At 59.2% G+C, this 23,699-nt stretch carries 19 protein-coding genes and 1 other RNA gene; 10 read left to right on the plus strand and 10 right to left on the minus strand.

Going from position 1 to position 23,699, the window contains the following annotated elements:
* The first annotated feature begins 293 nt into the window (after positions 1-293).
* Positions 294-1,706, plus strand: a complete 1,413-nt coding sequence (pykF, locus tag ACP39K_RS10280; RefSeq protein ID WP_016927933.1) for a pyruvate kinase PykF — start codon at positions 294-296, stop codon at positions 1,704-1,706.
* 308 nt (positions 1,707-2,014) lie between these two features.
* Positions 2,015-2,251 (plus strand): major outer membrane lipoprotein, encoded by a 237-nt coding sequence (locus ACP39K_RS10285; RefSeq protein ID WP_004931354.1) that lies wholly within the window; start codon positions 2,015-2,017, stop codon positions 2,249-2,251.
* A gap of 147 nt (positions 2,252-2,398) precedes the next feature.
* Here ACP39K_RS10285 and ACP39K_RS10290 read toward each other — a convergent pair whose 3' ends face one another.
* The 7 genes from ACP39K_RS10290 to sufA all read right to left on the minus strand — a co-directional run bounded on the left by ACP39K_RS10290 (position 2,399) and on the right by sufA (position 9,317).
* Positions 2,399-3,412, minus strand: coding sequence for a L,D-transpeptidase family protein (locus tag ACP39K_RS10290; RefSeq protein WP_004931356.1), 1,014 nt, complete (start codon positions 3,410-3,412; stop codon positions 2,399-2,401).
* A 296-nt stretch (positions 3,413-3,708) separates the two neighbouring features.
* The gene (sufE, locus tag ACP39K_RS10295) at positions 3,709-4,125 is read right to left on the minus strand and encodes a cysteine desulfuration protein SufE (RefSeq protein ID WP_004931358.1); all 417 of its coding nucleotides are present in this window, start codon (positions 4,123-4,125) and stop codon (positions 3,709-3,711) included.
* Positions 4,126-4,160: 35 nt separating this feature from the next.
* On the minus strand, positions 4,161-5,387 hold the full coding sequence (gene sufS, locus ACP39K_RS10300) for a cysteine desulfurase SufS (protein WP_147827410.1): 1,227 nt from the start codon (positions 5,385-5,387) through the stop codon (positions 4,161-4,163).
* Positions 5,384-6,670 (minus strand): Fe-S cluster assembly protein SufD, encoded by a 1,287-nt coding sequence (sufD, locus tag ACP39K_RS10305; protein WP_115115854.1) that lies wholly within the window; start codon positions 6,668-6,670, stop codon positions 5,384-5,386. The genes sufS and sufD overlap by 4 nt, the downstream gene beginning before the upstream one ends.
* On the minus strand, positions 6,645-7,391 hold the full coding sequence (sufC, locus tag ACP39K_RS10310; RefSeq protein WP_016927936.1) for a Fe-S cluster assembly ATPase SufC: 747 nt from the start codon (positions 7,389-7,391) through the stop codon (positions 6,645-6,647). The genes sufD and sufC overlap by 26 nt, the downstream gene beginning before the upstream one ends.
* A 43-nt stretch (positions 7,392-7,434) precedes the next feature.
* On the minus strand, positions 7,435-8,931 hold the full coding sequence (sufB, locus tag ACP39K_RS10315; RefSeq protein WP_025302644.1) for a Fe-S cluster assembly protein SufB: 1,497 nt from the start codon (positions 8,929-8,931) through the stop codon (positions 7,435-7,437).
* 14 nt (positions 8,932-8,945) lie between these two features.
* Positions 8,946-9,317, minus strand: coding sequence for a Fe-S cluster assembly scaffold SufA (sufA, locus tag ACP39K_RS10320; RefSeq protein ID WP_004931368.1), 372 nt, complete (start codon positions 9,315-9,317; stop codon positions 8,946-8,948).
* 526 nt (positions 9,318-9,843) lie between these two features.
* On the opposite strand from sufA, the gene ACP39K_RS10325 reads away from it, so the two are divergent.
* Positions 9,844-10,248 (plus strand): hypothetical protein, encoded by a 405-nt coding sequence (locus ACP39K_RS10325; protein WP_004931369.1) that lies wholly within the window; start codon positions 9,844-9,846, stop codon positions 10,246-10,248.
* Between the two features lie 45 nt (positions 10,249-10,293).
* Here ACP39K_RS10325 and menI read toward each other — a convergent pair whose 3' ends face one another.
* Positions 10,294-10,710 (minus strand): 1,4-dihydroxy-2-naphthoyl-CoA hydrolase, encoded by a 417-nt coding sequence (gene menI, locus ACP39K_RS10330; RefSeq protein WP_016927938.1) that lies wholly within the window; start codon positions 10,708-10,710, stop codon positions 10,294-10,296.
* Positions 10,707-13,763: a D-2-hydroxyglutarate dehydrogenase YdiJ gene (gene ydiJ / locus ACP39K_RS10335; RefSeq protein WP_089184534.1), complete on the minus strand. Its 3,057-nt coding sequence runs from the start codon at positions 13,761-13,763 to the stop codon at positions 10,707-10,709. Before ydiJ ends, menI begins: the two co-directional genes overlap by 4 nt.
* Before the next feature lie 245 nt (positions 13,764-14,008).
* On the opposite strand from ydiJ, the gene ydiK reads away from it, so the two are divergent.
* Both ydiK and rprA read left to right on the plus strand, forming a co-directional pair.
* Positions 14,009-15,109 carry an AI-2E family transporter YdiK gene (gene ydiK, locus ACP39K_RS10340; RefSeq protein WP_049191420.1) on the plus strand — a complete coding sequence of 367 codons (1,101 nt, stop codon included), beginning with the start codon at positions 14,009-14,011 and terminating at the stop codon, positions 15,107-15,109.
* Between the two features lie 257 nt (positions 15,110-15,366).
* Positions 15,367-15,476: antisense sRNA RprA (rprA, locus tag ACP39K_RS10345), an RNA gene on the plus strand.
* A gap of 109 nt (positions 15,477-15,585) precedes the next feature.
* Here the strand turns inward: rprA and ppsA are convergent.
* Positions 15,586-17,964 (minus strand): phosphoenolpyruvate synthase, encoded by a 2,379-nt coding sequence (gene ppsA, locus ACP39K_RS10350; RefSeq protein WP_028128172.1) that lies wholly within the window; start codon positions 17,962-17,964, stop codon positions 15,586-15,588.
* A gap of 458 nt (positions 17,965-18,422) precedes the next feature.
* Here ppsA and ppsR point away from each other — a divergent pair, with 458 nt between their 5' ends.
* The 5 genes from ppsR (at position 18,423) to ACP39K_RS10375 (ending at position 23,647) form a co-directional block, all read left to right on the plus strand.
* On the plus strand, positions 18,423-19,283 hold the full coding sequence (ppsR, locus tag ACP39K_RS10355; protein ID WP_161544659.1) for a posphoenolpyruvate synthetase regulatory kinase/phosphorylase PpsR: 861 nt from the start codon (positions 18,423-18,425) through the stop codon (positions 19,281-19,283).
* Positions 19,284-19,479: 196 nt separating this feature from the next.
* Entirely contained in the window at positions 19,480-20,526 is a 1,047-nt protein-coding gene (locus ACP39K_RS10360) for a 3-deoxy-7-phosphoheptulonate synthase (RefSeq protein WP_015377715.1), read from the plus strand.
* A gap of 105 nt (positions 20,527-20,631) precedes the next feature.
* Positions 20,632-21,117: a glutathione peroxidase gene (locus tag ACP39K_RS10365; protein ID WP_015377714.1), complete on the plus strand. Its 486-nt coding sequence runs from the start codon at positions 20,632-20,634 to the stop codon at positions 21,115-21,117.
* A 171-nt stretch (positions 21,118-21,288) separates the two neighbouring features.
* On the plus strand, positions 21,289-21,471 hold the full coding sequence (gene hemP / locus ACP39K_RS10370; RefSeq protein ID WP_086579728.1) for a hemin uptake protein HemP: 183 nt from the start codon (positions 21,289-21,291) through the stop codon (positions 21,469-21,471).
* 94 nt (positions 21,472-21,565) lie between these two features.
* The gene (locus tag ACP39K_RS10375) at positions 21,566-23,647 is read left to right on the plus strand and encodes a TonB-dependent hemoglobin/transferrin/lactoferrin family receptor (RefSeq protein WP_115115855.1); all 2,082 of its coding nucleotides are present in this window, start codon (positions 21,566-21,568) and stop codon (positions 23,645-23,647) included.
* Positions 23,648-23,699: the final 52 nt, after the last annotated feature.

A 23,699-nucleotide genomic window follows, 5' to 3' on the forward strand; every position in this document is an offset into this window, starting at 1 on the left:
GGTTTTTTATTTTGTTTCCCGCCGCTTAGCCTTTATAATGCGCAACGTCTATCAGTTGAATGGTTTCAGCCCTTGATCTGCGAAAACGCAATAACAACACGATGTGATCTCACCCCGTTGCGCAGCATCTCCGCGCCCCCGCGCGGGCTGAATTTTTCCGCCCCACTTCAACTGTCGTCACCTATCCTTAACTATGTTTTTCACCACCAGGCACGGCTCAAATTCCCTATCGGCGTAAACAACGCCGGTCAAATTCGTTTTTTTATCCATCACAACTTGTAGAAAACTCCGCCATGAAAAAGACCAAAATTGTTTGTACCATCGGTCCAAAAACCGAATCGGAAGAAATGCTGACCAACCTGCTTAATGCGGGCATGAACGTGATGCGTCTCAACTTCTCTCACGGCGACTATGAAGAGCACGGCAACCGCATCAAGAACATGCGCGCCGTGATGGCGAAAACCGGTATCAACGCCGGCATCCTGCTGGATACCAAAGGCCCGGAAATTCGCACCATGAAACTGGAAGGCGGTAAAGACGCCTCGCTGGTCGCCGGCCAAACCTTCACCTTCACCACCGACCAGAGCGTGATCGGCAACAGCGATCGCGTAGCGGTCACCTACGCCGGCTTCGCCGCCGACCTGAAGATCGGCAACACCGTGCTGGTTGACGACGGCCTGATCGGCATGGAAGTCACCAACGTGACCGAGAACGAAGTCATTTGCAAGGTGCTGAACAACGGCGACCTGGGCGAGAACAAGGGCGTCAACCTGCCGGGCGTGTCCATCCAGCTGCCTGCGCTGGCCGAAAAAGACAAACGCGACCTGATCTTCGGCTGCGAGCAAGGCGTCGACTTCGTGGCGGCGTCCTTCATCCGCAAACGCTCCGACGTGCTGGAGATCCGCGAGCACCTGAAAGCCCACGGCGGCGAGCAGATCCAGATCATCTCCAAGATCGAAAACCAGGAAGGCCTGAACAACTTCGACGAAATCCTCGAAGCGTCCGATGGCATCATGGTTGCCCGTGGCGATCTGGGCGTCGAGATCCCGGTAGAAGAAGTGATCTTCGCCCAGAAGATGATGATCGAAAAATGCAACCGCGCGCGTAAAGTGGTCATCACCGCCACCCAGATGCTCGATTCCATGATCAAAAACCCGCGCCCTACCCGCGCGGAAGCCGGCGACGTCGCCAACGCCATCCTGGACGGCACCGATGCCGTCATGCTGTCCGGCGAGAGCGCCAAGGGCAAATACCCGCTGGAAGCGGTCAACATCATGGCGACCATCTGCGAGCGCACCGATCGCGTGATGCCTAGCCGCATCGACTCCCTGAACGATCGCCGCAAGCTGCGCATCACCGAAGCGGTGTGCCGCGGCGCGGTTGAAACCGCCGAGAAACTGGACGCGCCGCTGATCGTGGTCGCCACCAGCGGCGGCAAATCGGCGAAATCCGTGCGTAAATACTTCCCGAACGCGGTGATCCTGGCGCTGACCACCAATGAAACTACCGCGCATCAGCTGGTGCTGAGCAAAGGCGTCATTCCGCAGATGGTCAAGGAAATCGCCTCTACCGACGACTTCTACCGCATCGGTAAAGAAGCCGCCCTGGCCAGCGGCCTGGCGCAGAAAGGCGACGTCGTGGTGATGGTTTCCGGCGCGCTGGTGCCGAGCGGCACCACCAACACGGCCTCGGTACACGTGCTGTAATATAAAACGTGACATAATTGTCTTGATCAAAACGCCGCTTTGCGGCGTTTTTTTTATCAGCAGTAAACTATTTTTCTCAAAACGCAACCGCGATCCGCTCATTATTTAGCTAATAAAGAATCGGAGTAGTCCCATGGAAGCCGGCTGTTTTCCCTCGTTTTTTTAACTAATTTGTAAAACCAGATGCAAGTTTGAGCGAACGATCAAAATAAAGCACCTCAACACTAAAAAATTATTCTCTTTCGAAAAAAGTTTGTGTAATACTTGTAACGCTACATGGAGATTAACTCAATCTAGAGGGTGTTATAATGAATCGTACTAAACTGGTACTGGGCGCGGTAATCCTGGGTTCCACTCTGCTGGCTGGCTGCTCTAGCAACGCTAAAATCGATCAACTGTCTTCTGACGTTCAGACTCTGAACGCTAAAGTTGATCAGCTGAGCAACGACGTGAACGCAATGCGTTCTGACGTTCAAGCTGCTAAAGACGACGCAGCACGCGCTAACCAGCGTCTGGACAACCAAGCTCACGCTTACAAAAAGTAAGATAGCTTTGGTTATTGAAAACGGCGCACATTGTGCGCCGTTTTTTTTTGTCTGTCCGTCAGCACTGGATGTTGCCTGCACGGCAGGCAAAAAAAAGAGGTTCAGCACGCACGCTGAACCCCTCTTCGACCGCTCAATCCTGCAAACTTAGTTCACCGAACTGATTGGCGCTGCCTTGAATGGGCTCTTATTCGCCGCAGGAGCCGCTGCAGGCGTCAAACTCACCGCCGACGGGCTCTCCCCTACGTTGACCAGCACCGGCATGCCAGAACGGCGTACAACCGCGCTATCGAATACGGCGCGATCGGTTTGCCCATCGGCCGCAAAGGCTTTCTCCGCTTTAGACAACGCGATCGGCATGGTCTGCGGATCATCACTTTCTACCCGCGACAGCGGCTGGTGCACTTCCACATAGCGTTTGCCGTCCGGCTCGACGGAAATCTTCACCGGATCGTTGATCACTTGCACCCGCGTGCCGCGCGGCACCATGTTGAACAGCGCCTCGATGTCCGTCGGACGCAGACGAATGCAGCCGGAGCTGACGCGCATGCCGATACCGAAGTTGGCGTTGGTGCCGTGGATCAGGTATTCACCGCGCCCCATCGCCAGACGCAGGGCGAACAGCCCCATCGGGTTTTCAGGGCCGGCCGGCACCACTGCAGGCAACGTCACGCCCTGGGATTGATAGCGCTTGCGGATGTTGGCGGTGGGCGTCCAGGTCGGATTAGGGATCTTCTGGCTGATGGAGGTCACCTCCAGCGGCGTGTGCATCCCGGTCTGGCCGATGCCGATCGGATAGACGATCACTTTGTTCTCGCCTTTCGGGTAGTAATAAAGGCGCAGCTCGGCCAGGTTGACGATGATCCCTTCACGCTTGGTGTCAGGCAGCAGCATTTGGGTCGGAATGGTCAGCACCGTACCCGGCTTGGGCAGGAACGGGTCAGTGCCCGGGTTGGCTTCCAGCATGCCCAGCAGACCGATCTTGTAGTCAGCGGCGATGGCTTCCAGCGGGCGGCCGTCGTTTGGCACGGTATAAGTGGTGTTTTCGCCGATCAGACGGCTGTCCGGCGGCGGCAGCGGGTACTCGGTCGCACTGGCGGCCTGCGTGCCGGCCAATACGGTGGCGAAGACCATGCCCATTAAACTCAACGCACGTTTCATTATCATCCCTATATTTTTTATGACGGTTCGCCCACAAGGCTAACGAGCGCCTGGTGGTGGGTAAATCAGACAATACCTGATTAATACTAGCAACGCTGGTATCAAAGGCAATAAGTCCTCTAAAAATCAACACGTTATAACGTAATCGCCGTCATTGATTGTCAACGAAACGTCAACAGATAAGCTGCTGAAATATCACTGAATTGGGCGCGTTGTTCGGGGGAAAACCGTGAATTGTAAAGACTCATTGACAAAGCGAAGATATCAATGAGTCTTGAGGATGAGGGCGTTATAGGTCAGGCCAGCTGCGCCGCTTTACTGCGAATGGCGCGGATCATCGCCTCCAGCCCCTGTGAGCGCGAAGGCGTCAGATGTTGGCTGAGCGCCAGCTCGGTGAAAAACGGCCGCACATCGAGATCGACGATCTGCTGCGGCGTCAATTGACGATAAAGAATGAACACCACCGCCAGCAGCCCTTTGACGATCGCCGCGTCGCTGTCGCCGTGAAACTCGACCTGCCCCTGCTCATCGCGGCGCATCACGATCCACACCTGGCTCTGACAGCCGGAGATCAGGTTGCCAGCCTGCCGCTCGGCCTCGTCCAGCGGCGGCAATTTGGCGCCGAGTTCAATCACGTACAGGTATTTCTCCTCCCAGTTCAGACAGCGGGAGAAATTACGCACCAATTTATCTTTGTCCGGCAAATTCGCCATGGGGATCCTTTTGTACGCCGGGGACGCGCCCCGGCCTAGCCTAATAGCTGATGAATGCGTTGCAGCCCGGCCACCAGCCGGTCCACCTCTTCGCGGGTATTATATAACGCCAGCGAAGCGCGGCACATGCTCGGCACCTGATAAAACGCCATCAGCGGCATCGCGCAGTGATGGCCGGTGCGAATGGCGATACCGTACTGATCGAGGAAGCTGCCGACGTCATAGGCGTGGTGTTCCCCCAAATTAAAGGCGATCACCCCAGCGCGATGCGCCGGACCATAGATTTTCAGCGTTGGCACCTGCTTGAGCGCCTCGAGCGCGTAATGCATCAGCGACTGTTCATAATCGTGGATCGCATTCAGGCTCAAAGCTTCGACGTAATCAAACGCCGCGCCCAGCCCCATGATGCCGGCGGTGTTCGGCGAACCGGCCTCGAAGCGCCACGGCGGATCGGCGAAGGTGGTGCCCGCCGTCAGGCTGACCTGCCGGATCATCGAGCCGCCCCCTTCCCACGGCGGCATCTGCTGCAACAACGCCTGGCGGCCATACAGCATGCCGATGCCGGAAGGGCCATACAGCTTATGGCCGGAAAACACGTAGAAATCGCAGTCCAGCGCCTGGACATCGACGCGCTGGTGCATCACCGCCTGCGCGCCGTCCACCAGCACCGTCAGATCCGGCGCCAGGGTTCTGGCGCGGGCGATGATGTCGCGCACCGGGTTGACGGTGCCCAGCACGTTGGAGACCTCGGTCAGCGCCAGCAGTTTGCAGGACGCGTCGACCAGTTCCGGCAACCGCGCCAGATCCAGCGTGCCGTCCGGCTGCAGCGGCCACACCCGCAGCTGCAACCCACGCTCTTGCGCCAGCATCTGCCACGGCACGATGTTGGCGTGGTGCTCCATCTCGGTGATGATAATCGCATCGCCCGGCTGCAGCAGGTGGCGGCCAAAGCTGTTGGCCACCAGGTTGATGCCTTCGGTGGTGCCCTTGACGAACACCATCTCTTCCGCCGAGGCGGCATTGATAAAGCGCGCCGCCTGTTCCCGCACCGCTTCCATCTGCTGAGTCGCCTCGGCGCTCAGGGTGTGGATGCCGCGATGCACCGCCGCATAACCGTGGCGGTAGAACTCCAGCTCACGGTCGATCACCGCCTGCGGTTTCTGCGCGCTGGCGGCGCTGTCGAGATAGGCCAGCGGTTGGCCGTTCACCTCACGCGCCAACAGCGGGAAATCGCCGCGTACGCGTTCAATCGGATAACTCATGCAGCCTCCCCCGGCAGGCGCTGGGCGATGCGAGCCAGCACCCGTTCCCGGATGGTGTCGTTGGCGATGCCTTCGGTCAGCTCGGCGGCGAAGGCGAAGATGATCATCTGCTGCGCCGCGAGCTTGTCGATGCCGCGCGACTGCAGATAGAACAGCTGCTCTTCATCGATGCGCCCCACGGTGGCGCCGTGGCTGCACTTGACGTCGTCTGCGTAGATCTCCAGCTGCGGCTTGGTATCCACTTCTGCCACCTTGCCCAACAGCAGGTTATGGTTGGTCATCTGGCCGTCGGTTTTGATCGCGTGCTTGGCCACTTTGATCATGCCGTTGAACACCGCCTTGCCTCGATCGCTGACCACGGTTTTATGCAGCTGCCGGCTTTCGCAATAGCCCTTATTGTGCTCCAGATAGGTGCGGGTGTCGCAGATCTCTTTGCCCACCGGCAGCACCAGGCTGTTGATCACCAGATTCGCGCCTTCGCCGTTCAACTGCGCGCTGGTATTGTGCCGCGTCAGGCCGGCGCCCAGCAGGAAGCTGTCGCTTTTCACCCGCGCGTCGCGGCCGATAACCAGATCGTTGTGGGCAAAGTGGTAGCTTGGCTGGCTCTCAAACGCCAGCTTGCAGTGCAACAGCCCGGCGTTGTCCGCCACATTGGCGGTCAGGCGCGCGCCGGTGAAGTGCGCGGCCTCGCCCAGGCTGACGTAGTGTTCGATCACTTCCGCCTCAGCCCCGCGCCCGATCTCCAGATGATGGCGGTGATGCACGGTGTTCACTTCCCCGGCTGCGCCGCGTCCGCTGCTGATGTGCAGCAGATACAGCGGGCGTGCAGGGATCTTGCCGGCCGGCAAGCGAATCAGGCTGGTTTCCTGCGCCAGGCTTTCGGTCAGGTGCAGAAAAATCTCCGGCTGGATCGGCTCCGGCAACGCCTGAGGCGTGCCATAGGCGGTCAACTCGAACTGGTAATCGCTCAAGTCGCCATCGCTCAGCGCGGCGCTGTAGCGGCCGTCGATAAACACCAGCCGACAGGCATCGATGCCGAGCGCCAGCGCATCGAGCTGCTCTGCGCTCACCGGGGCGGGCTGCGGTTCGAGGAATTGCTGCTCCAGCAGGCTCTCCAGCGGCGTGTATTTCCAGTTTTCATGCTTGCGCGTCGGCCAGCCGAGGCGCAGCGCCTGCTGCCAGTGCGCCAGCGCATGCGGCGAACGCTCGCCGCCGCGGCCTTCGAACAGGCGATATAGCTGCTGCAGCGCGTTTGAATTACTGTTGGTCGGTAAGCCAGCCATAGCCCTGCTCCTCCAACTGTTTCACCAGCGAGAAATCACCGGATTTGACGATGCGCCCCTGCGACAGTACGTGTACGTAATCCGGCTGGATATAGTCCAGAATGCGCTGGTAGTGGGTAACGATGATAAAGGCGCGCTTGCCGTCCCGCAGCGAGTTGACGCCGTTGGCGACGATCTTGAGCGCATCGATGTCCAGGCCGGAGTCGGTTTCATCGAGAATGCACAAATCCGGTTCCAGCGCCGCCATCTGCAGAATGTCGTTGCGTTTTTTCTCGCCGCCGGAGAAGCCGACGTTGACCGAACGGGTCAACAGATCGGCCGGCATGTCCAGCAGCGCGATTTTCTCTTCGATGAAATCGGCGAAGTCAAAGCGATCCAGTGGCTCCTGTTCGCGGTATTTGCGCACCGCGTTGACCGATGTCTGCAGGAAGAAGTGGTTGCTGACGCCGGGGATCTCCACCGGGTACTGGAAGGCCAGAAACACGCCCTCACCCGCGCGATCTTCCGGATCCAGCTCCAGCAGATCCTTACCTTTGAAGGTGACTTCCCCTTCGGTCACTTCATATTCTTCACGCCCGGCCAACGTGGCGGACAGCGTGCTCTTGCCCGAGCCGTTCGGCCCCATGATGGCGTGCACTTCGCCCGGTTTGATCTCCAGATCCAATCCCTTGAGGATCTCGTTGCCTTCCACGCTGACTTTCAAATTCTTGATGCTTAACATGCTGTGTCCTCAGATAGCGCCGACGGCGCTAAAAATGCGGCGATTAACCCACGCTGTGTTCCAGGCTGATGGCCAGAAGTTTTTGCGCCTCGACGGCGAACTCCAGCGGCAGCTCGGAGAAAACGTCCTTGCAGAAACCGTTGACGATCATCGAAATGGCGTCATCCTCGCTGATGCCGCGCTGCAGGCAGTAGAACAGCTGGTCATCGCCGATCTTCGAGGTGGTGGCTTCGTGCTCCAGCTGCGCGCTGTTGTTGCGCGCTTCAACGTAAGGGAACGTGTGGGCGCCGCTGTCCGGCCCGATCAGCATCGAGTCGCACTGGGTAAAATTACGGGCGTTTTCCGCCCCCGGCAGGATTTTCACCAGGCCGCGATAGGTGTTCTCGCTGTGGCCGGCGGAGATGCCTTTGGCGATGATGGTCGACTTGGTGTTTTTGCCGATGTGGATCATCTTGGTGCCGGTATCCGCCTGCTGATGGCCGCTGGTCAGCGCCACCGAGAAGAATTCGCCGATCGAGTTGTCGCCCTGCAAAATCACGCTCGGGTATTTCCAGGTGATGGCCGAGCCGGTTTCCGACTGGGTCCAGGACATTTTCGAACCGGCGCCTTCGCACAGCGCGCGCTTGGTGACGAAGTTAAGGATACCGCCCTTGCTCTCGCCGCCGGAGAACCAGTTCTGCACCGTCGAGTATTTCACTTCGGCGTCTTTATGCAGGATCACTTCCACCACCGCCGCATGCAGCTGGTAGCTGTCGCGCACCGGGGCGGAACAGCCTTCGATATAGCTGACGTAGCTGCCTTCGTCGGCGATCAGGATGGTGCGCTCGAACTGGCCGGTTTTGGCGGCGTTGATGCGGAAATAGGTCGACAGCTCCATCGGGCAGCGCACGCCTTTCGGCACATAGACGAAGGTGCCGTCGGAGGCCACCGCGGCGTTCAGCGCAGCGAAGAAGTTATCGTTGGACGGCACTACGCGCCCCAGGTACTGACGCACCAGATCCGGGTATTCCTGGATCGCTTCGCCGAACGAGCAGAAGATCACCCCGCTCTCCGCCAGTTTTTCACGGTAGGTGGTGGCGACCGAGACCGAGTCGAAGATGGCGTCCACCGCCACCTCGCTGCCCTCGCGCACCGGTACGCCGAGCTGGTTGAACGCCAGCTCCACTTCGCTGGTCAGGTAATCTTTTTCCGTCGCCGCGCCCGGTTGCTGCTCGGCGCCGGGTTGCGAACCGCAAGCATCGTCGCAGCTGCCGCAGGACGGCGCCGAATAGTAACTGTAGTCCTGGTAGTTCAGGCGTTCGTAATTGGCCTTCAGCCAGTGCGGCTCCTCCATCTGCAGCCAGGCGCGGTAGGCTTCGAGGCGGAATTCCAGCATCCACTCGGGTTCGTTGCGCTTGGCCGAGATGGCGCGCACCACCTCTTCGTTGATGCCTTTGGCCAACTCATCGGTTGCCAGCTGGGTGAAGAAACCTTCTTTGTAGCGACCTTCGCTGACCCAAGCCTGCACTTCATTAGGCATTTCTACATTGCTTCGTGTCATGTTGATTGCATCGCTCAAACGCCAAAGCTCTCGCCGCACCCGCAGGCATGCTGAGCTTTAGGGTTGTTGAATTTGAATATCTGATTCAGCCCTTCGCGGACGTAATCTACCGTGGTGCCATCGATGAACGGCATGGCCTTCAGCGGCACGTAGAGTTTGGCGCCGTCGCGCTCAAACAGCAGATCGTCATCGGCGGGTTCGCGGGTCAGATCCAGCACATAGGCAAAGCCGGCGCAGCCGGATTGTTTCACCCCTAGCTGCAGCCCTTTCACCTGCGGATCCTGCTGCATCAGTTTGGTTATTTGTCGTACGGCGCTGTCGCTGAGCGAAATGCCTTGCCAGACATTTTCATCCAGAGAAAAAGTGCCGACATTTTCCGTTTGCATAGGGTCTACCTCACACTCGTGTTTGGCCACAGCCAATCTGGGTTGCTTATATGTTAGTGATAACGATTATCACTTCAACCGTTTGTTTTGCGGGGGTATCCGCCGCGAGCGCGGTTTTTCGCTGCGGCGTGCGGCAAGCCAGCGGGACATCCGTGGCGGCTTGCGGCGTCCGGCGGCAAGGTGTGCATGCTATCCCTATGAATTTGTTCTTTATCCTGCATCACCGTACCGCACTCCCCGGTGGCCCGTCAGCGTTACAGCGCCGCGGTGCATTGCCGATCTAAACATTCATAGAAAATACCTATTTCTGCATTCTGTCTGTCGTAAATGTGCGTTTATCGGCATTTCGTGGCGCAGCGCAAGCGCGCGCCCTCAGGTTAAAGTTTAGTCGCTCAGGCTCAAGTTGGGTCGTCGGCAGCCTTTTACACCTCACGCGATGAAAAAACGCCACGCCGGGGATTGATCGGCAACGCGGCAGTTTATATGATAATGATTATCATTCAATTGTAATTTGAGCGCGAAGCCAATGACTCTTTCGATCAACGCATGGTTGCTGGGCAAGATTGATGACTACAAATTCAGCGTGCGCGACGCCACGGTGGACTTTTACATGGCCGAAGCGGCGCTACGGCGCCCGGAATGCAATATCGACCACCTGAAGCGGTACAACAGCGTCAGCCTTACCATGGCCAATCTGTGTCTGGAGAACGGCGACGACGACAGCTACCTGCACGCGCTCAGCAAGCTGCACAACCGGCTGATCGTCGAGATCAACAATCCGCAGCGTTGCCAGCTGTTTCGGGTGCAAAGTTACCACTTCGCGCGCCATACGCTGACGCTGATCTGCCAAAAATACGCAATGGAAGGCACCTGGGAGAAGGCGAACGCGTTTCAGAAGGACTTCGTCAAACGCGTGCCGTTTCAGCTGTAAAGCGAAAGGCTCCGCAGGCCGAGCGCCTGCGGAAACCGGCGGGGATCAGTCGATGACCGCCGTGGTCAGACGCGAAGTGCAGCACAGCCGATCGCGCGCGTCGAAGATCTCGATTTGCCATACCTGATGACGGCGGCCAACGTGCAGCGCGCGGCACACCCCGCGCACCTGGCCATCGAACACCGCGCGCAGGTGGTTGGCGTTGATCTCCAGCCCCACCACTTTCTGCTCGCCCTCACTGCACAGGTAACCGGCCATCGATCCCATCGATTCCGCCAGCACCACCGACGCCCCGCCGTGCAACAGCCCGAACGGCTGCCGGGTGCGGCCATCGACCGGCATGGTGGCCTCGAGGAAATCCTCGCCCAGCTGGGTAAACTCGATGCCCACATGGCTGACCATGCAGCCGTCACCGGCGCGGTTCAGCTGCTCCAGCGACGTTTCACGTTTCCACAATTTCACTCAATCATCTCCAGAAGTGCCTGTAATGGGTGGCGCACGCCATTGCCCTCGATGCGTTTCACCTGGCTGCGGCAGGAATAGCCGGTCGCCAGGCAGCGCTGCCGCGGCAAACGCTGTAGCGTCGGATGCCATGATAGCTCATAAATGCCGAGCGAGTTTTGCAGGTTCTTGGCTTCATGGCCGTAAGTGCCCGCCATGCCGCAGCAGCCGACGCTGACGTTCTCCAGTTTGGCGCCGAAGCGGGCGAAGATCGCCGCCCACTGTTGGCCGCTGGCCGGCAGCGCGGTGGTTTCGGTACAGTGGCCGAACAGATACCACGGCTCACCGGTCGCCGGCTGTTCGGCGCGATCCGCGATCCGCTGCTGCAGCCATTCATGCACCAGCTGCACCTGGAAATCGCCGCGCTCGGCGCCGAGGATCTCGCGGTATTCGTCGCGGTAACACAGCACCAGCGCCGGATCGACGCCCACCAGCGGCATGCCAAGCTGCGCCACGCGGTTGAGGAAATCGGCGGTTTTGCGCGCGGTGCGGGCGAACCGCGTCAGGAAACCTTTCACATGTTGCGCCTTGCCGTTCGGCGAGAACGGCAGCAGCACCGGTTTATAGCCGAGCTTCTCCACCAGCCGGACAAAGTCCGCCACCACTTTGGCGTCGTAATAGCTGGTGAACGGATCCTGGACGATCAACACGTGTTCTGCGCGCTGCTCGGCGCTCAGCCCTTCCAACTGCTCCAGCGTCAGCGTGGTCGCGCGGTGGCCGGACAGCTGTTGACGCAGTGTCGGGCTGGACAACAGCGGCAGATCGACCATGCCGATGGCGTTGCGGCTCACCTCTCGCAGCCACGGCTGGCGGAAGAAGAAGTTGAACACCTTCGGCGCGCGGGCCATCAACGGGGTGTAGCTCTCCACGCCGGCGACCATGTAGTCACTCACCGGGCGCAGATAGCGGGTGTGGTAGAGCTGCAGGAAGCGCGAACGGAACCCCGGCACGTCAATCTTGATGGGACACTGGGTGGAACAGGCCTTGCAGGCCAGACAGCCGGACATCGCCTCTTTCACTTCGTGTGAGAAGTCATACTCGCCCTTGCCGGCATGCCAGCTGTTGCGGGTTTTCTCGATCAGGCCACGCAAGCTGAGGCGCTGCTGCGGCAGCTGTTTCTCCAGCGCCAACGGATCGACGCCCTGCTCGGCCAACAGACGCAGCCACTCGCGCACCAGCGTCGCCCGCCCTTTTGGCGAATGAATGCGGTTGCTGCTGATCTTCATCGATGGGCACATCGGGCTGCGCACGTCGAAGTTGAAGCACAGGCCGTTGCCGTTACACTCCAGTGCGCCGCGGAACGAGGTGCGCACCTCGACCGGGATCTGGCGATCGAAGGTGCCGCGTTTGACCGCGTCCACCTGCATCATCGGCGCATCGACCGCCAGCGGCGAACAGATCTTGCCTGGGTTCAGGCGATTATCCGGATCGAACGCCGCCTTGATGCGGCGCAGCTCTTCATACAGCGTTTCCCCGAAGAATTCAGGGCTGTATTCCGCGCGGAACCCCTTGCCGTGCTCTCCCCACAGCAGGCCGCCGTATTTGGCGGTCAGCGCCACCACCCGATCGGAGATCTGCTTCATCAGCACTTCCTGCTGCGGGTCGCACATGTCAAGCGCCGGGCGCACGTGCAGCACCCCGGCGTCGACGTGGCCAAACATACCATAGCTCAGATTGTGGTCATCGAGCAGTTGCCGAAATTCGACGATATAGTCCGCCAGATGTTGCGGCGGCACGCAGGTGTCCTCGGCGAACGGAATCGGCTTGGCGCGCCCTTTGGCGTTGCCCAGCAGCCCGACCGCCTTCTTGCGCATGTTGTAAATGCGCTCGATGCCAGCCAGATCGCCGCAGATCTGGTAGCCGATCACGCCGCCCTGCCGCTGCGCGATCAATTCGTCCAGCCGTTGGCACAGGGCTTCCATCTGGCCGTCGATCAGCGCCCGATCGTCGCCGGCGAACTCGACGATGTTCAGCCCGAGCATCTCTTTATCCGGCACGTCGGCGATCAGTTCGTTCACCGAGTGCCAAACAATGTCTTCACGCGCCAGGTTCAGCACCTTGGAATCGATGGTTTCCACCGACAGCGCCTTGGCCTCGACCATAAAGGGCGCATTGCGCAGCGCAGAGTCAAAGGAGTCGTACTTCACGTTGACCAGGCGGCGCACTTTCGGCAGCGGCGTGATGTCCAGCCGCGCCTCGGTGATAAACGCCAGCGTGCCCTCGGCGCCGGTCAGAATACGCGTCAAATCGAAGGTTTGCAGATCGTCGCTCAGCACGTGGCGCAGATCGTAACCGGTGAGGAAGCGGTTGAGCTTGGGGAATTTCTCCAGGATCAGCGCGCGCTGCTCGCGGCAGCGGTTGAGCACCGTGCGGTAGATGCGCCCTTCGGCGGTCTCTTCCTGAGCAATCGTTTCCGCCAGCGCTGTCGGCATGGCGCGGGTATCGATCATCTCGCCGCCCAGCAGCACCGCCCGCAGGCCCAACACGTGATCGGAGGTTTTGCCGTACACCAGCGAGCCCTGGCCGGAAGCATCGGTGTTGATCATGCCGCCCAGCGTGGCGCGGTTGCTGGTGGACAGTTCCGGCGAGAAGAAGTAGCCGAACGGCCGCAGGTATTGATTCAGCTGATCCTTGATCACGCCGGCTTCGACTTTCACCCAGCCTTGTTCGACGTTGATCTCCAGAATGCGGTTCATGTGGCGCGACATATCGACCACGATGCCGGTATTGAGCGACTGGCCGTTGGTGCCGGTGCCGCCGCCGCGCGGGCTGAAGGTCAGCGTATTGAAGCGCTCTTCTCCGGCCAGACGGGCGATCAGCGCCACATCGGCAGTGGAACGGGGGAACACCACCGCATCGGGCAGCAGCTGATAGATACTGTTGTCGGTGGCCATCGTCAGCCGGTCGGCATAGCTGGTGGCGGTATCGCCGTTGAATCCGTTTTGCTTCAGTGCTTCCAAAAAGTCGAGCACCCGTTGAACGAGGCCGGGCGCCTGAGAAATCTGTGGGATCATTCGCTTTTTTGACCCTGTCCGTCTATTTTTTATGCGCTGATGTACGCTGAATCGGGCCTTTAATTCAGACCCACCCTATTTTTTAGTGACACTAAAAACTAACATACTCGTTTAGTGAAGGCATTCACATTATTACCGCCCTGCGAGCGGCGCCACAGGCGGCCGCCCGGCGGTGATAAACCGACCGACAGGCACCCCGATTCGCCGGTGCCAGGGATTTAATTGACCAGGATGAGAACCCACTGATGCCACTCCCGCAATCGCGTTACGACTTACCGCGAATTATTTTCGGCGTGCTGTTTATCGCCATCATGATCGTTGCCTGTTTTTGGGTGATCCAACCGTTTATTCTCGGCTTCGCCTGGGCGGGCATGGTGGTGATCGCCACCTGGCCGTTGCTGCTCAAACTGCAAAAGCTGCTGTGGGGCCGCCGCTCGCTGGCGGTGTTGGTCATGACCCTGCTGCTGATCCTGCTGTTCATTCTGCCTATTTCCCTGCTGATCAGCAGCGTGGTGGATAACAGCGCGCCGCTGATCGCCTGGGCCAGTTCGCCCGGCAAGCTGCACATTCCCGATCTCGCCTGGCTGCAGTCCGTGCCGATGATCGGCGACAGGCTCTATACCAGCTACCACACATTGGTTAACGCCGGCGGCGCTGCGCTGCTGGCGAAGGTGCAGCCGTACTTCGGCCAAACCGCCACCTGGTTCGTGGCGCAGGCGGCGCATATCGGTCGTCTGCTGCTGCACTGCGCGCTGATGCTGCTGTTCAGCGCCTTGTTGTATGCGCGCGGCGAGCAGGTGGCGCTGGGTATCCGTCACTTTGCGGTGCGCCTCGGTTCCAAACGCGGCGATGCGGCGGTGCTGCTGGGCGGCCAGGCGATCCGCGCCGTCGCGCTGGGCGTGGTGGTGACGGCGTTGGTGCAGTCGGTGCTGGGCGGCATCGGTCTGGCGGTAAGCGGCATTCCTGCCGCCACTCTGCTGACGATGCTGATCTTTATCTGCTGCGTGGCGCAATTGGGGCCGCTGTTGGTGCTGGTGCCGGCCATCATCTGGCTGTACTGGCACGGCGACACCACCTGGGGCACCGTGCTGCTGGTCTGGAGCTGCGTGGTGGCCACGCTGGATAACGTGCTGCGCCCGGTGCTGATCCGCATGGGCGCAGACCTGCCGCTGCTGCTGATCCTGTCCGGCGTTATCGGCGGTTTGCTGGCCTTCGGCATGATTGGCCTGTTCATCGGCCCGGTGGTGTTGGCGGTATCTTATCGCCTGTTGACCGCCTGGATGGATGAAGCGCCGGAGCCGACCTCCGCACCGGAGCAAGTCATCGAAGATCTGGAAAAACGCTAATTCCCCCCTTCCGCCCGCATCGTCGGGCGGAACTTTTCACGCCTGCCATTATTCCTACCTCATTCGAGTAATATCTCCGCCCAATATAATGCCGCCCTATATTGATTTCAGTACGGCGAATGAAAGGTGCAATGTAAATCCCTGTTTGTTGCAAACGGAAAAAAGAGATAACTACGCAAATAAAATGTGATGCCGCTATCGATTAGGATGATTCTTAATGACTAGTCGCGTTCAAAAATCTAGTATTATGGCCATCTATTGCTTCAAATCACTGATTTTAAAGCAACCTTTCTGAACAATGTAATGCCATACATGTGAATTGCTGTGTGTAGTCTTTGCCCATCTCCTACGGTGGGCTTTTTTTTATTCTTTTTTCGTCGAATTGATTATTTTACGCGCCGTTATTTACATTCAGAAATAAAAAGGCCGCAGCGTTAACTGCGGCCTGACGTTAATGCCTCAGCGAGGCCGAGACATTATTTCTTTTTCGACAAATTGATCCAAGTCTGCACCACAGTGTCCGGGTTAAGCGACAAGCTGTCGATGCCCTGCTCCATCAGCCACTCGGCGAAGTCTTCATGGTCAGACGGGCCCTGGCCGCAGATGCCGACGTATTTGCCGTGGCGCTTGGCCGCCTGAATCGCCATCGACAGCAGCGCTTTCACCGCCTCGTTGCGCTCGTCGAACAGTTCCGACACCACGCCAGAATCGCGATCCAGCCCCAGCGCCAGCTGAGTCATGTCGTTGGAGCCGATGGAGAAGCCGTCGAAGTGCTCGAGGAACTGATCCGCCAACAGCGCATTGGACGGGATCTCGCACATCATGATCACTTTCAGCCCGTTTTCGCCGCGCTTCAGCCCCTGACGCGCCAACTCGGCCACCACCGCTTCCGCCTGCGCCACGGTTCGCACGAACGGCACCATGATTTCGACGTTGGTCAGCCCCATGTCGTTACGCACGCGTTTCACCGCCTCGCACTCCAGCGCGAAGCAATCGCGGAAGCTGTCGGCCACGTAACGGCCGGCGCCGCGGAAGCCCAGCATCGGGTTCTCTTCGTGCGGTTCATACTTATCGCCACCCACCAGGTTGGCGTACTCGTTGGATTTGAAGTCGGACAGCCGCACGATCACACGCTTCGGCCAGAAGGCGGCGCCCAGCGTCGCGATCCCTTCTGTCAGGCGGCCAACGTAGAACTCGACCGGGTGGTCGTAACCCTGCATCAACGCGCGAATTTCGTTTTGCAGCGCCGGCGTCTGCTGATCGAACTCCAGCAGCGCGCGCGGGTGCACGCCAATCATGCGGTTGATGATAAATTCCAGCCGCGCCAGGCCCACGCCTTCATTCGGCAAACGCGCAAAGTCGAAAGCGCGATCCGGGTTGCCGACATTCATCATGATCTTCAGCGGCAGATCCGGCAGTTCGGTCACTTCGGAGCTCTGCACGCTGAAATCCAGCATGTCGCTGTAAACGAAGCCGGTGTCGCCTTCCGCACAGGATACGGTGACTTTCTGGCCGTCTTTCAGCACGTCGGTGGCGTGGCCGCAGCCCACCACCGCCGGGATGCCCAGCTCACGGGCGATGATCGCCGCGTGACAGGTGCGCCCGCCGCGGTTGGTGACGATCGCGGCGGCTTTCTTCATGATCGGTTCCCAATCTGGGTCGGTCATGTCGGTGACCAGCACGTCGCCCGGCTGGATGCGATCCATTTCGCTGATGTCGTGGATCACTTTCACCGGACCGGCGCCGATGCGGTGGCCGATGGCGCGGCCTTCCACCAGCACCGGACTGGTGCCGTTCAGCTGGTAGCGCTCCATGGTTTGTTCGTTGGAGCGTACGGTCTCCGGGCGCGCCTGCACGATCAGCAGCTTGCCGGTATGGCCGTCTTTCGCCCACTCGATATCCATCGGGCGGCCGTAATGTTTTTCGATCAGGATCGCCTGCTGCGCCAGCGCCTGCACTTCGTCATCCGTCAGCGAGAAACGGCTGCGCTGCGCTTCCGGCACGTCTTCAATGCGCACCTGCTTGCCGTGATCCTGCGACGGCGCGTATACCATGCGGATCTTTTTCGAACCCAGGTTGCGGCGCACGATCGCCGGCTTGCCGTTTTGCAGCGTCGGTTTGTGCACGTAGAACTCATCCGGGTTCACCGCGCCCTGCACCACCATTTCACCCAAGCCGAAAGCGGAGGTGATGAATACCACCTGATCAAAGCCGGACTCGGTGTCGATGGTGAACATGACGCCCGAGGAGGCCAGATCCGAGCGCACCATGCGCTGTACGCCGGCCGACAGCGCCACGCCGCGGTGATCGTAGCCCTGGTGCACGCGATAAGAGATGGCGCGGTCGTTGAACAGCGATGCGAACACGTGCTTGATCGCCACCATTACGGCGTCGATGCCCTGCACGTTGAGGAAGGTTTCCTGCTGGCCGGCGAAGGAGGCGTCCGGCATGTCTTCCGCCGTGGCGGAGGAGCGCACCGCAAAGGAAGCTTCCGGTTCGCCGTCGGCGAGCTGTTGGTAAGCCTGATGAATTTCACGCTCGAACTCGGCGTGGAACGGCGTGTCGATCACCCATTGGCGGATCTGGGCGCCGGCCTTGGCCAGTTGGGCAACGTCGTCAACGTCGGTCTGATCCAGTAGCTGATAGATGCGCTGGTTAACACCGCTTTGTTCGAGGAAATCGTTAAACGCCTGTGCGGTGGTGGCAAAACCGTTAGGCACGGCCACGCCCAAATCGGAAAGATTGGTGATCATTTCACCGAGGGAGGCATTTTTGCCGCCGACACGGTCAACGTCGTGCATGCCAAGCTGGTTGTACCAAAGCACATTACGCAAGTCTGGGCCATTGTTGGACATCGAGACAATCCTTATTGCTATCAGTAGGGTAAAGACGGATTTAATTCGCTTGCTTTACGGCGCCGCTAACACGGAGCCGAATCAGACTAGCACACTGATCCGGGGAAAATGGAAAGGTGAATCGATCAACCCACTGAAGAAAGTGGTTTTTAAGAGAATGTCCTAACCGGCTGATTTGCCTGGGAACCGTTCCCAATCGCACGAAAAGCTTAGTTCTCAACAAATTACGCTCTTTTTAAAATTCTGTTTTAATGACCACGCAAACGCTATCGTTTTTGGTGAAAATAGCGGCAAATTTACGTTTCGGCTCGAAAAGCGGCGCTGCGCCGCGATTTCTATCGCCGCCAACGCGCGCTTTTTTTCGCGCGCCGCCGCAGACGCTTTACCGCCCCGCCGTCACAATTTTTTCCCTCGCCCCTTTACCCGCGGATCGTCTGCGGCTCATGATATTGGCAGTGATGACAGCAGGAACACCGTTTTCAGGTAAGGAGCCTCGGGTGGAAAGAAGCGTTTTTTATATTTCGGATGGTACGGCGATCACCGCCGAAGTGCTGGGGCACGCGGTGCTGTCGCAGTTCCCGGTCACGGCGACCACTTACACCTTGCCGTTTGTCGAAACCGAGGCGCGCGCACGCGCAGTTCGCCAACAAATCGATGATATCTATAATGAAACCGGTGTACGGCCGCTGGTGTTTTACTCCATCATCTCGCCAGAAGTGCGCGATGTGATCGTGCAAAGCCAAGGCTTCTGTCAGGATATCGTGCAGGCGCTGGTCGGCCCGCTGCAGGGTGAGCTGGACGTGGAGCCAACGCCGGTGCCGAACCGCACCCACGGTCTGACCGCCAGCAACCTCGGCAAGTACGACGCGCGCATTGCCGCCATCGACTATACCCTGGCGCATGACGACGGCATTTCGCTGCGCAATCTCGATCAGGCGCAGGTGATCCTGCTCGGCGTGTCGCGCTGCGGCAAAACCCCCACCAGCCTTTATCTGGCGATGCAGTTCGGCATCCGCGCCGCCAACTATCCGTTTATCGCCGACGATATGGACAATTTGCACCTGCCGGCCTCGCTGAAACCGTTTCAGCATAAATTATTCGGCCTGACCATCGATCCGGAACGCCTGGCGGCGATCCGCGAAGAACGGCGCGAAAACAGCCGTTACGCCTCACTGCGCCAGTGCCGCATGGAGCTCGCCGAGGTCGAGGCGCTGTTCCGCAAAAATCAGATCCGCTACCTCAATACCACCAACTATTCGGTCGAAGAGATCTCCACCAAAATCCTCGACATCCTTGGCATGAGCCGCCGCATGTTCTGATCTTTCCCTCGCGGGGCCCCGTGCCCCGCCGCCTGCCGTTTATTTCAGCAGCAGCTGATTTTTTTGTGCTTTTTTTCGCGGCTTTGATCAACAGAACACAATCTCTACGGTTGAATTCAGCGCTTTTTGCGTTATTGTGATCGCCATCACTTCCCGGCACTCCTGCCGCAGAGAAGAAAAGTTTCCAGGGAACAACATGCACAAAACAGATGAACTGCGGACCGCGCGCATCGACAGCCTCGTCACGCCGCAAGCGTTGGCGGACAAGCTGCCGATCTCGGCGGCCATCGCCGATAATGTGACAGCGTCACGTAAACGCATTGAAAAAATCCTCACCGGTGAAGACCGCCGCCTGCTGGTGGTGATCGGCCCCTGCTCGATCCACGATCTCGACGCCGCCGTCGATTACGCCGGCCGGCTGAACGCCCTGCGCGAGCGCTACCAGGATCGCCTGGAGATCGTAATGCGCACCTATTTCGAAAAACCGCGCACCGTCGTCGGCTGGAAAGGCCTGATCTCCGATCCGGCGCTGGATGGCACCTTCCAGGTCAACCGCGGCATCGAAATGGCACGCCGCCTGCTGCTGGAAGTGAACCAGCTCGGCCTGCCGACCGCCACCGAATTCCTGGACATGGTCGTCGGCCAATACATCGCCGATCTGATCAGCTGGGGCGCCATCGGCGCACGCACCACCGAAAGCCAGATCCACCGTGAAATGGCCTCGGCGCTCTCCTGCCCGGTCGGCTTCAAAAACGGCACCGACGGCAACACCCGCATCGCCATCGACGCCATTCGCGCGGCGCGCGCCGGGCACATGTTCCTGTCGCCGGACAAACATGGCCAGATGACCATCTACCAGACCAGCGGCAACCCGTACGGCCACATCATCATGCGCGGCGGCAAAACGCCGAACTACCACGCCAGCGATATCGCCGCCGCCTGTGACAGCCTGCGTGAATTCGATCTGCCGGAGCACCTGGTGATCGACTTCAGCCACGGCAACTGCCAGAAAATGCACCGCCGCCAGTTGGAAGTGGCCGACAACGTCTGCCAGCAGATCCGCGCCGGCTCTGCCGCCATCACCGGCGTGATGGCGGAAAGCTTCCTGGTGGAAGGCACGCAGAAGATCGTCGCCGGCCAACCGTTGACCTATGGTCAGTCGATCACCGATCCTTGCCTGAGCTGGTCCGACAGCGAACAGTTGCTGGCGATGCTGGCGGATGCGGTCGATAGCCGTTTCTGACGCAACATAGACCGGGGCCTCGCCCCGGCTTTCTCCCTTCTGTCCCGCTCATCTATACTGATTGCAACGCTTTAGCACCCGCCGAAACGCACTGGGAGCCCCGGCATGATTCACTCTCTGTTATCCATTCCCTGCGTCACGCTGCAGGGCGAGCAAAAAACGCTGGGCGATTTCCCGGCGCGCGCTTACCTGGTGGTCAACACCGCCAGCAAGTGCGGCTTCACCCCACAATACCGCGGGCTGGAAAATTTGTGGCGATACTATCGCGAGCGCGGCCTGATGGTGCTCGGCTTCCCCTGCAACCAGTTTGGTTCTCAGGAGCCGGGCAGTCCGCTGGAGATCGCCAATTTTTGCAGCCTCAACTACGGCGTCAGTTTCCCGCTGTTCAGCAAGATCGACGTTAACGGCCCCGGCGCCCACCCGCTGTTCAATGAGCTGAAACGTCTGGCGCCCGGCATTCTGGGCAGCCGCCGCATCAAATGGAATTTCACCAAGTTCCTGCTCACCGCCGACGGCCAGCGCGTGACGCGCTTTGCGCCGATCACCAAGCCCGAACGCCTGTTTGACCGCATCGAAACCCTGCTGAAATAACGCCCCTTTTTTACGGGCCGAGTGCGCTCGGCCCGCCGCCGGATGTCCGTTCGACAAAAAGGTTCCATCGGTAAGAAAATTTTCCTTGATGTAACCTTTCCTTCACATGATAATGATTCTCAGTTTGATATTAATTACCATTTAATGATCTGTTTTATAAGCACAATGATGATGGATACTGCCAACACGCCAACCCCCGCCGCCACGGCCCCGACCGAGCACAGCGCAAACGCGCCGCCCAGCTACGACAGCGCACAGCTGCTCGGCGCCGACGGCATCGCGTTCATTACCCATCAGGGCCAGCGCTATCAGCTGCGGCAGACCAAAGCCGGGAAATTGATCCTGACCAAATAACCACAGAACCCTCAAACGCCAGCCACCCCGATCGTTTGATCCAGGCAGCCAGCAAATCTATTGATATGTTTTATTACATACGGAGAGTTGCACCATGCCTCTGACATTTTCCACCCGGCTGCGTTTTTCCGCGTTGAGTCTGGCGATTGCCTGCGCTCTGCCTACGGTGGCCTTGGCACAAAACACCAGCACAACACCCTCTTCCAACGCGGCGCCGGCTAAAAAAGCCAAAGCCGCCGACGAGACTATGACCGTGGTCGCCACCGGTAACCAACGCAGCAGCTTTGAAGCGCCGATGATGGTCACGGTCATCGAAGGCAACTCGCCGGAAAGCCAAACTGCAGGCACCGCCGCCGATATGCTGCGCCGCGTGCCGGGCATTACCGTCACGGGTTCCGGGCGCAGCAATGGGCAGGATCTCATGATGCGCGGTTACGACCGACGCGGCGTGCTGACGTTGGTTGACGGCATCCGCCAGGGGACCGATACCGGCCATATTAACGGCACTTTTTTGGATCCTGCGTTAGTGAAACGCATTGAAATCGTGCGCGGCCCCTCCGCGTTGCTGTACGGCAGCGGCGCGTTGGGTGGCGTAGTGTCTTATGAGACCGTCGATGCCGCCGATCTGCTGCTGCCGGGCCAGGATAGCGGGTTCCGCGTCTACGGCACCGCCGGCAGCGGCGACCACAGCCTGGGCATGGGCGCCAGCGCCTACGGCAAGACCGATAACTTCGACGGCCTGCTGTCGTTCGGCACCCGCGACGTCGGCGATCTTCGTCAGGGCAACGGCTTCGATGCGCCTAACGACGAAACCATCAGCAACGTGCTGGCTAAAGGCACCTGGAAGATCGACGATAGCCAGTCGCTAAGCGGCAACCTGCGCTACTACAACAACAGCGCCCAGGAGCCGAAAAACCCGCAAACCCCAGCCAGCTCCAGTGGAAACTTAATGACCGATCGTTCGACGATTCAACGCGACGCGGCATTGAGTTACAAACTGAAGCCGATCGGCCAGGATTGGCTGGATGCGGAAGCGAAAGTGTATTATTCAGACGTGAAAATTAACGCTCACGCCAATGGCAGCGAGGATGAAGCGCGTAAACAAACCACGAAAGGCGCCAAACTCGAAAACCGCACGCGCCTGTTTGCGGATACTTTCGCTTCACATCTGCTGACCTACGGCACCGAGGCTTACAAACAGGAGCAAACGCCGGGCGGCGCTACCGAAAGTTTCCCGCACGCAAAAATCAACTTCGCTTCAGGCTGGCTGCAGGACGAAATCACGCTGCGCGATCTGCCCGTCACCCTGCTCGCCGGCACCCGCTATGACAATTACAAGGGCTCAAGCGACGGCTATGCCGATGTGGATGCGGACAAATGGTCCTCTCGCGGCGCAGTCAGCATTACGCCTACCGACTGGCTGATGCTGTTCGGCTCCTATTCTCAGGCGTTCCGCGCGCCGACGATGGGTGAGATGTACAACGACTCCAAGCACTTCTCAATTCCAATGGGACCAACCACCATCACCAACTATTGGGTGCCTAACCCGAATTTGAAGCCGGAAACCAACGAGACCCAAGAGTACGGGTTTGGTCTGCGTTTCGATGACTTGATGCTGGCCGATGATAGCCTGCAGTTCAAAGCCAGCTATTTCGATACCAAAGCCAAGGACTACATCACCACCGATGTCACGATGGAACTGGGACGCGGTCCGCGCGGCCCTTACTGCATCAGTTGCACCACCTTCTCGACCAATGTCGATCGCGCCAAAATCTGGGGATGGGACGCTACGCTCAGCTATAAAACCCCCTGGTTCGGCTGGGATTTGGCTTACAACCGCACCCGTGGCAAAAATGAAGCGACCGGTGACTGGCTAAGCAGCATCAATCCGGACACCGTCACCAGCTCGCTGGACGTGCCGCTGGGCGAAACCGGTCTGTCTGCCGGCTGGGTCGCCACCTTCGCCGAACGCGCGACGCGCGTGGAGACAGGCACGGCCGAACAAGCCGGCTATGGCGTCAACGACTTCTATCTGAGCTACAAGGGCCGCGATCGGCTGCAGGGCATGACCACCACCGTGGTACTGGGCAACGCCTTCGACAAAGAATATTACTCGCCGCAGGGCGTCCCGCAGGATGGCCGCAACGCCAAACTGCTGGTCAGCTACCAGTGGTAATCATTTGACTATCTGGCGGACAACCCGATTGTCCGCCGTTCGCATTACAGCG

It is taken from the genome of Serratia sp. EC4 (genome assembly GCF_059652115.1).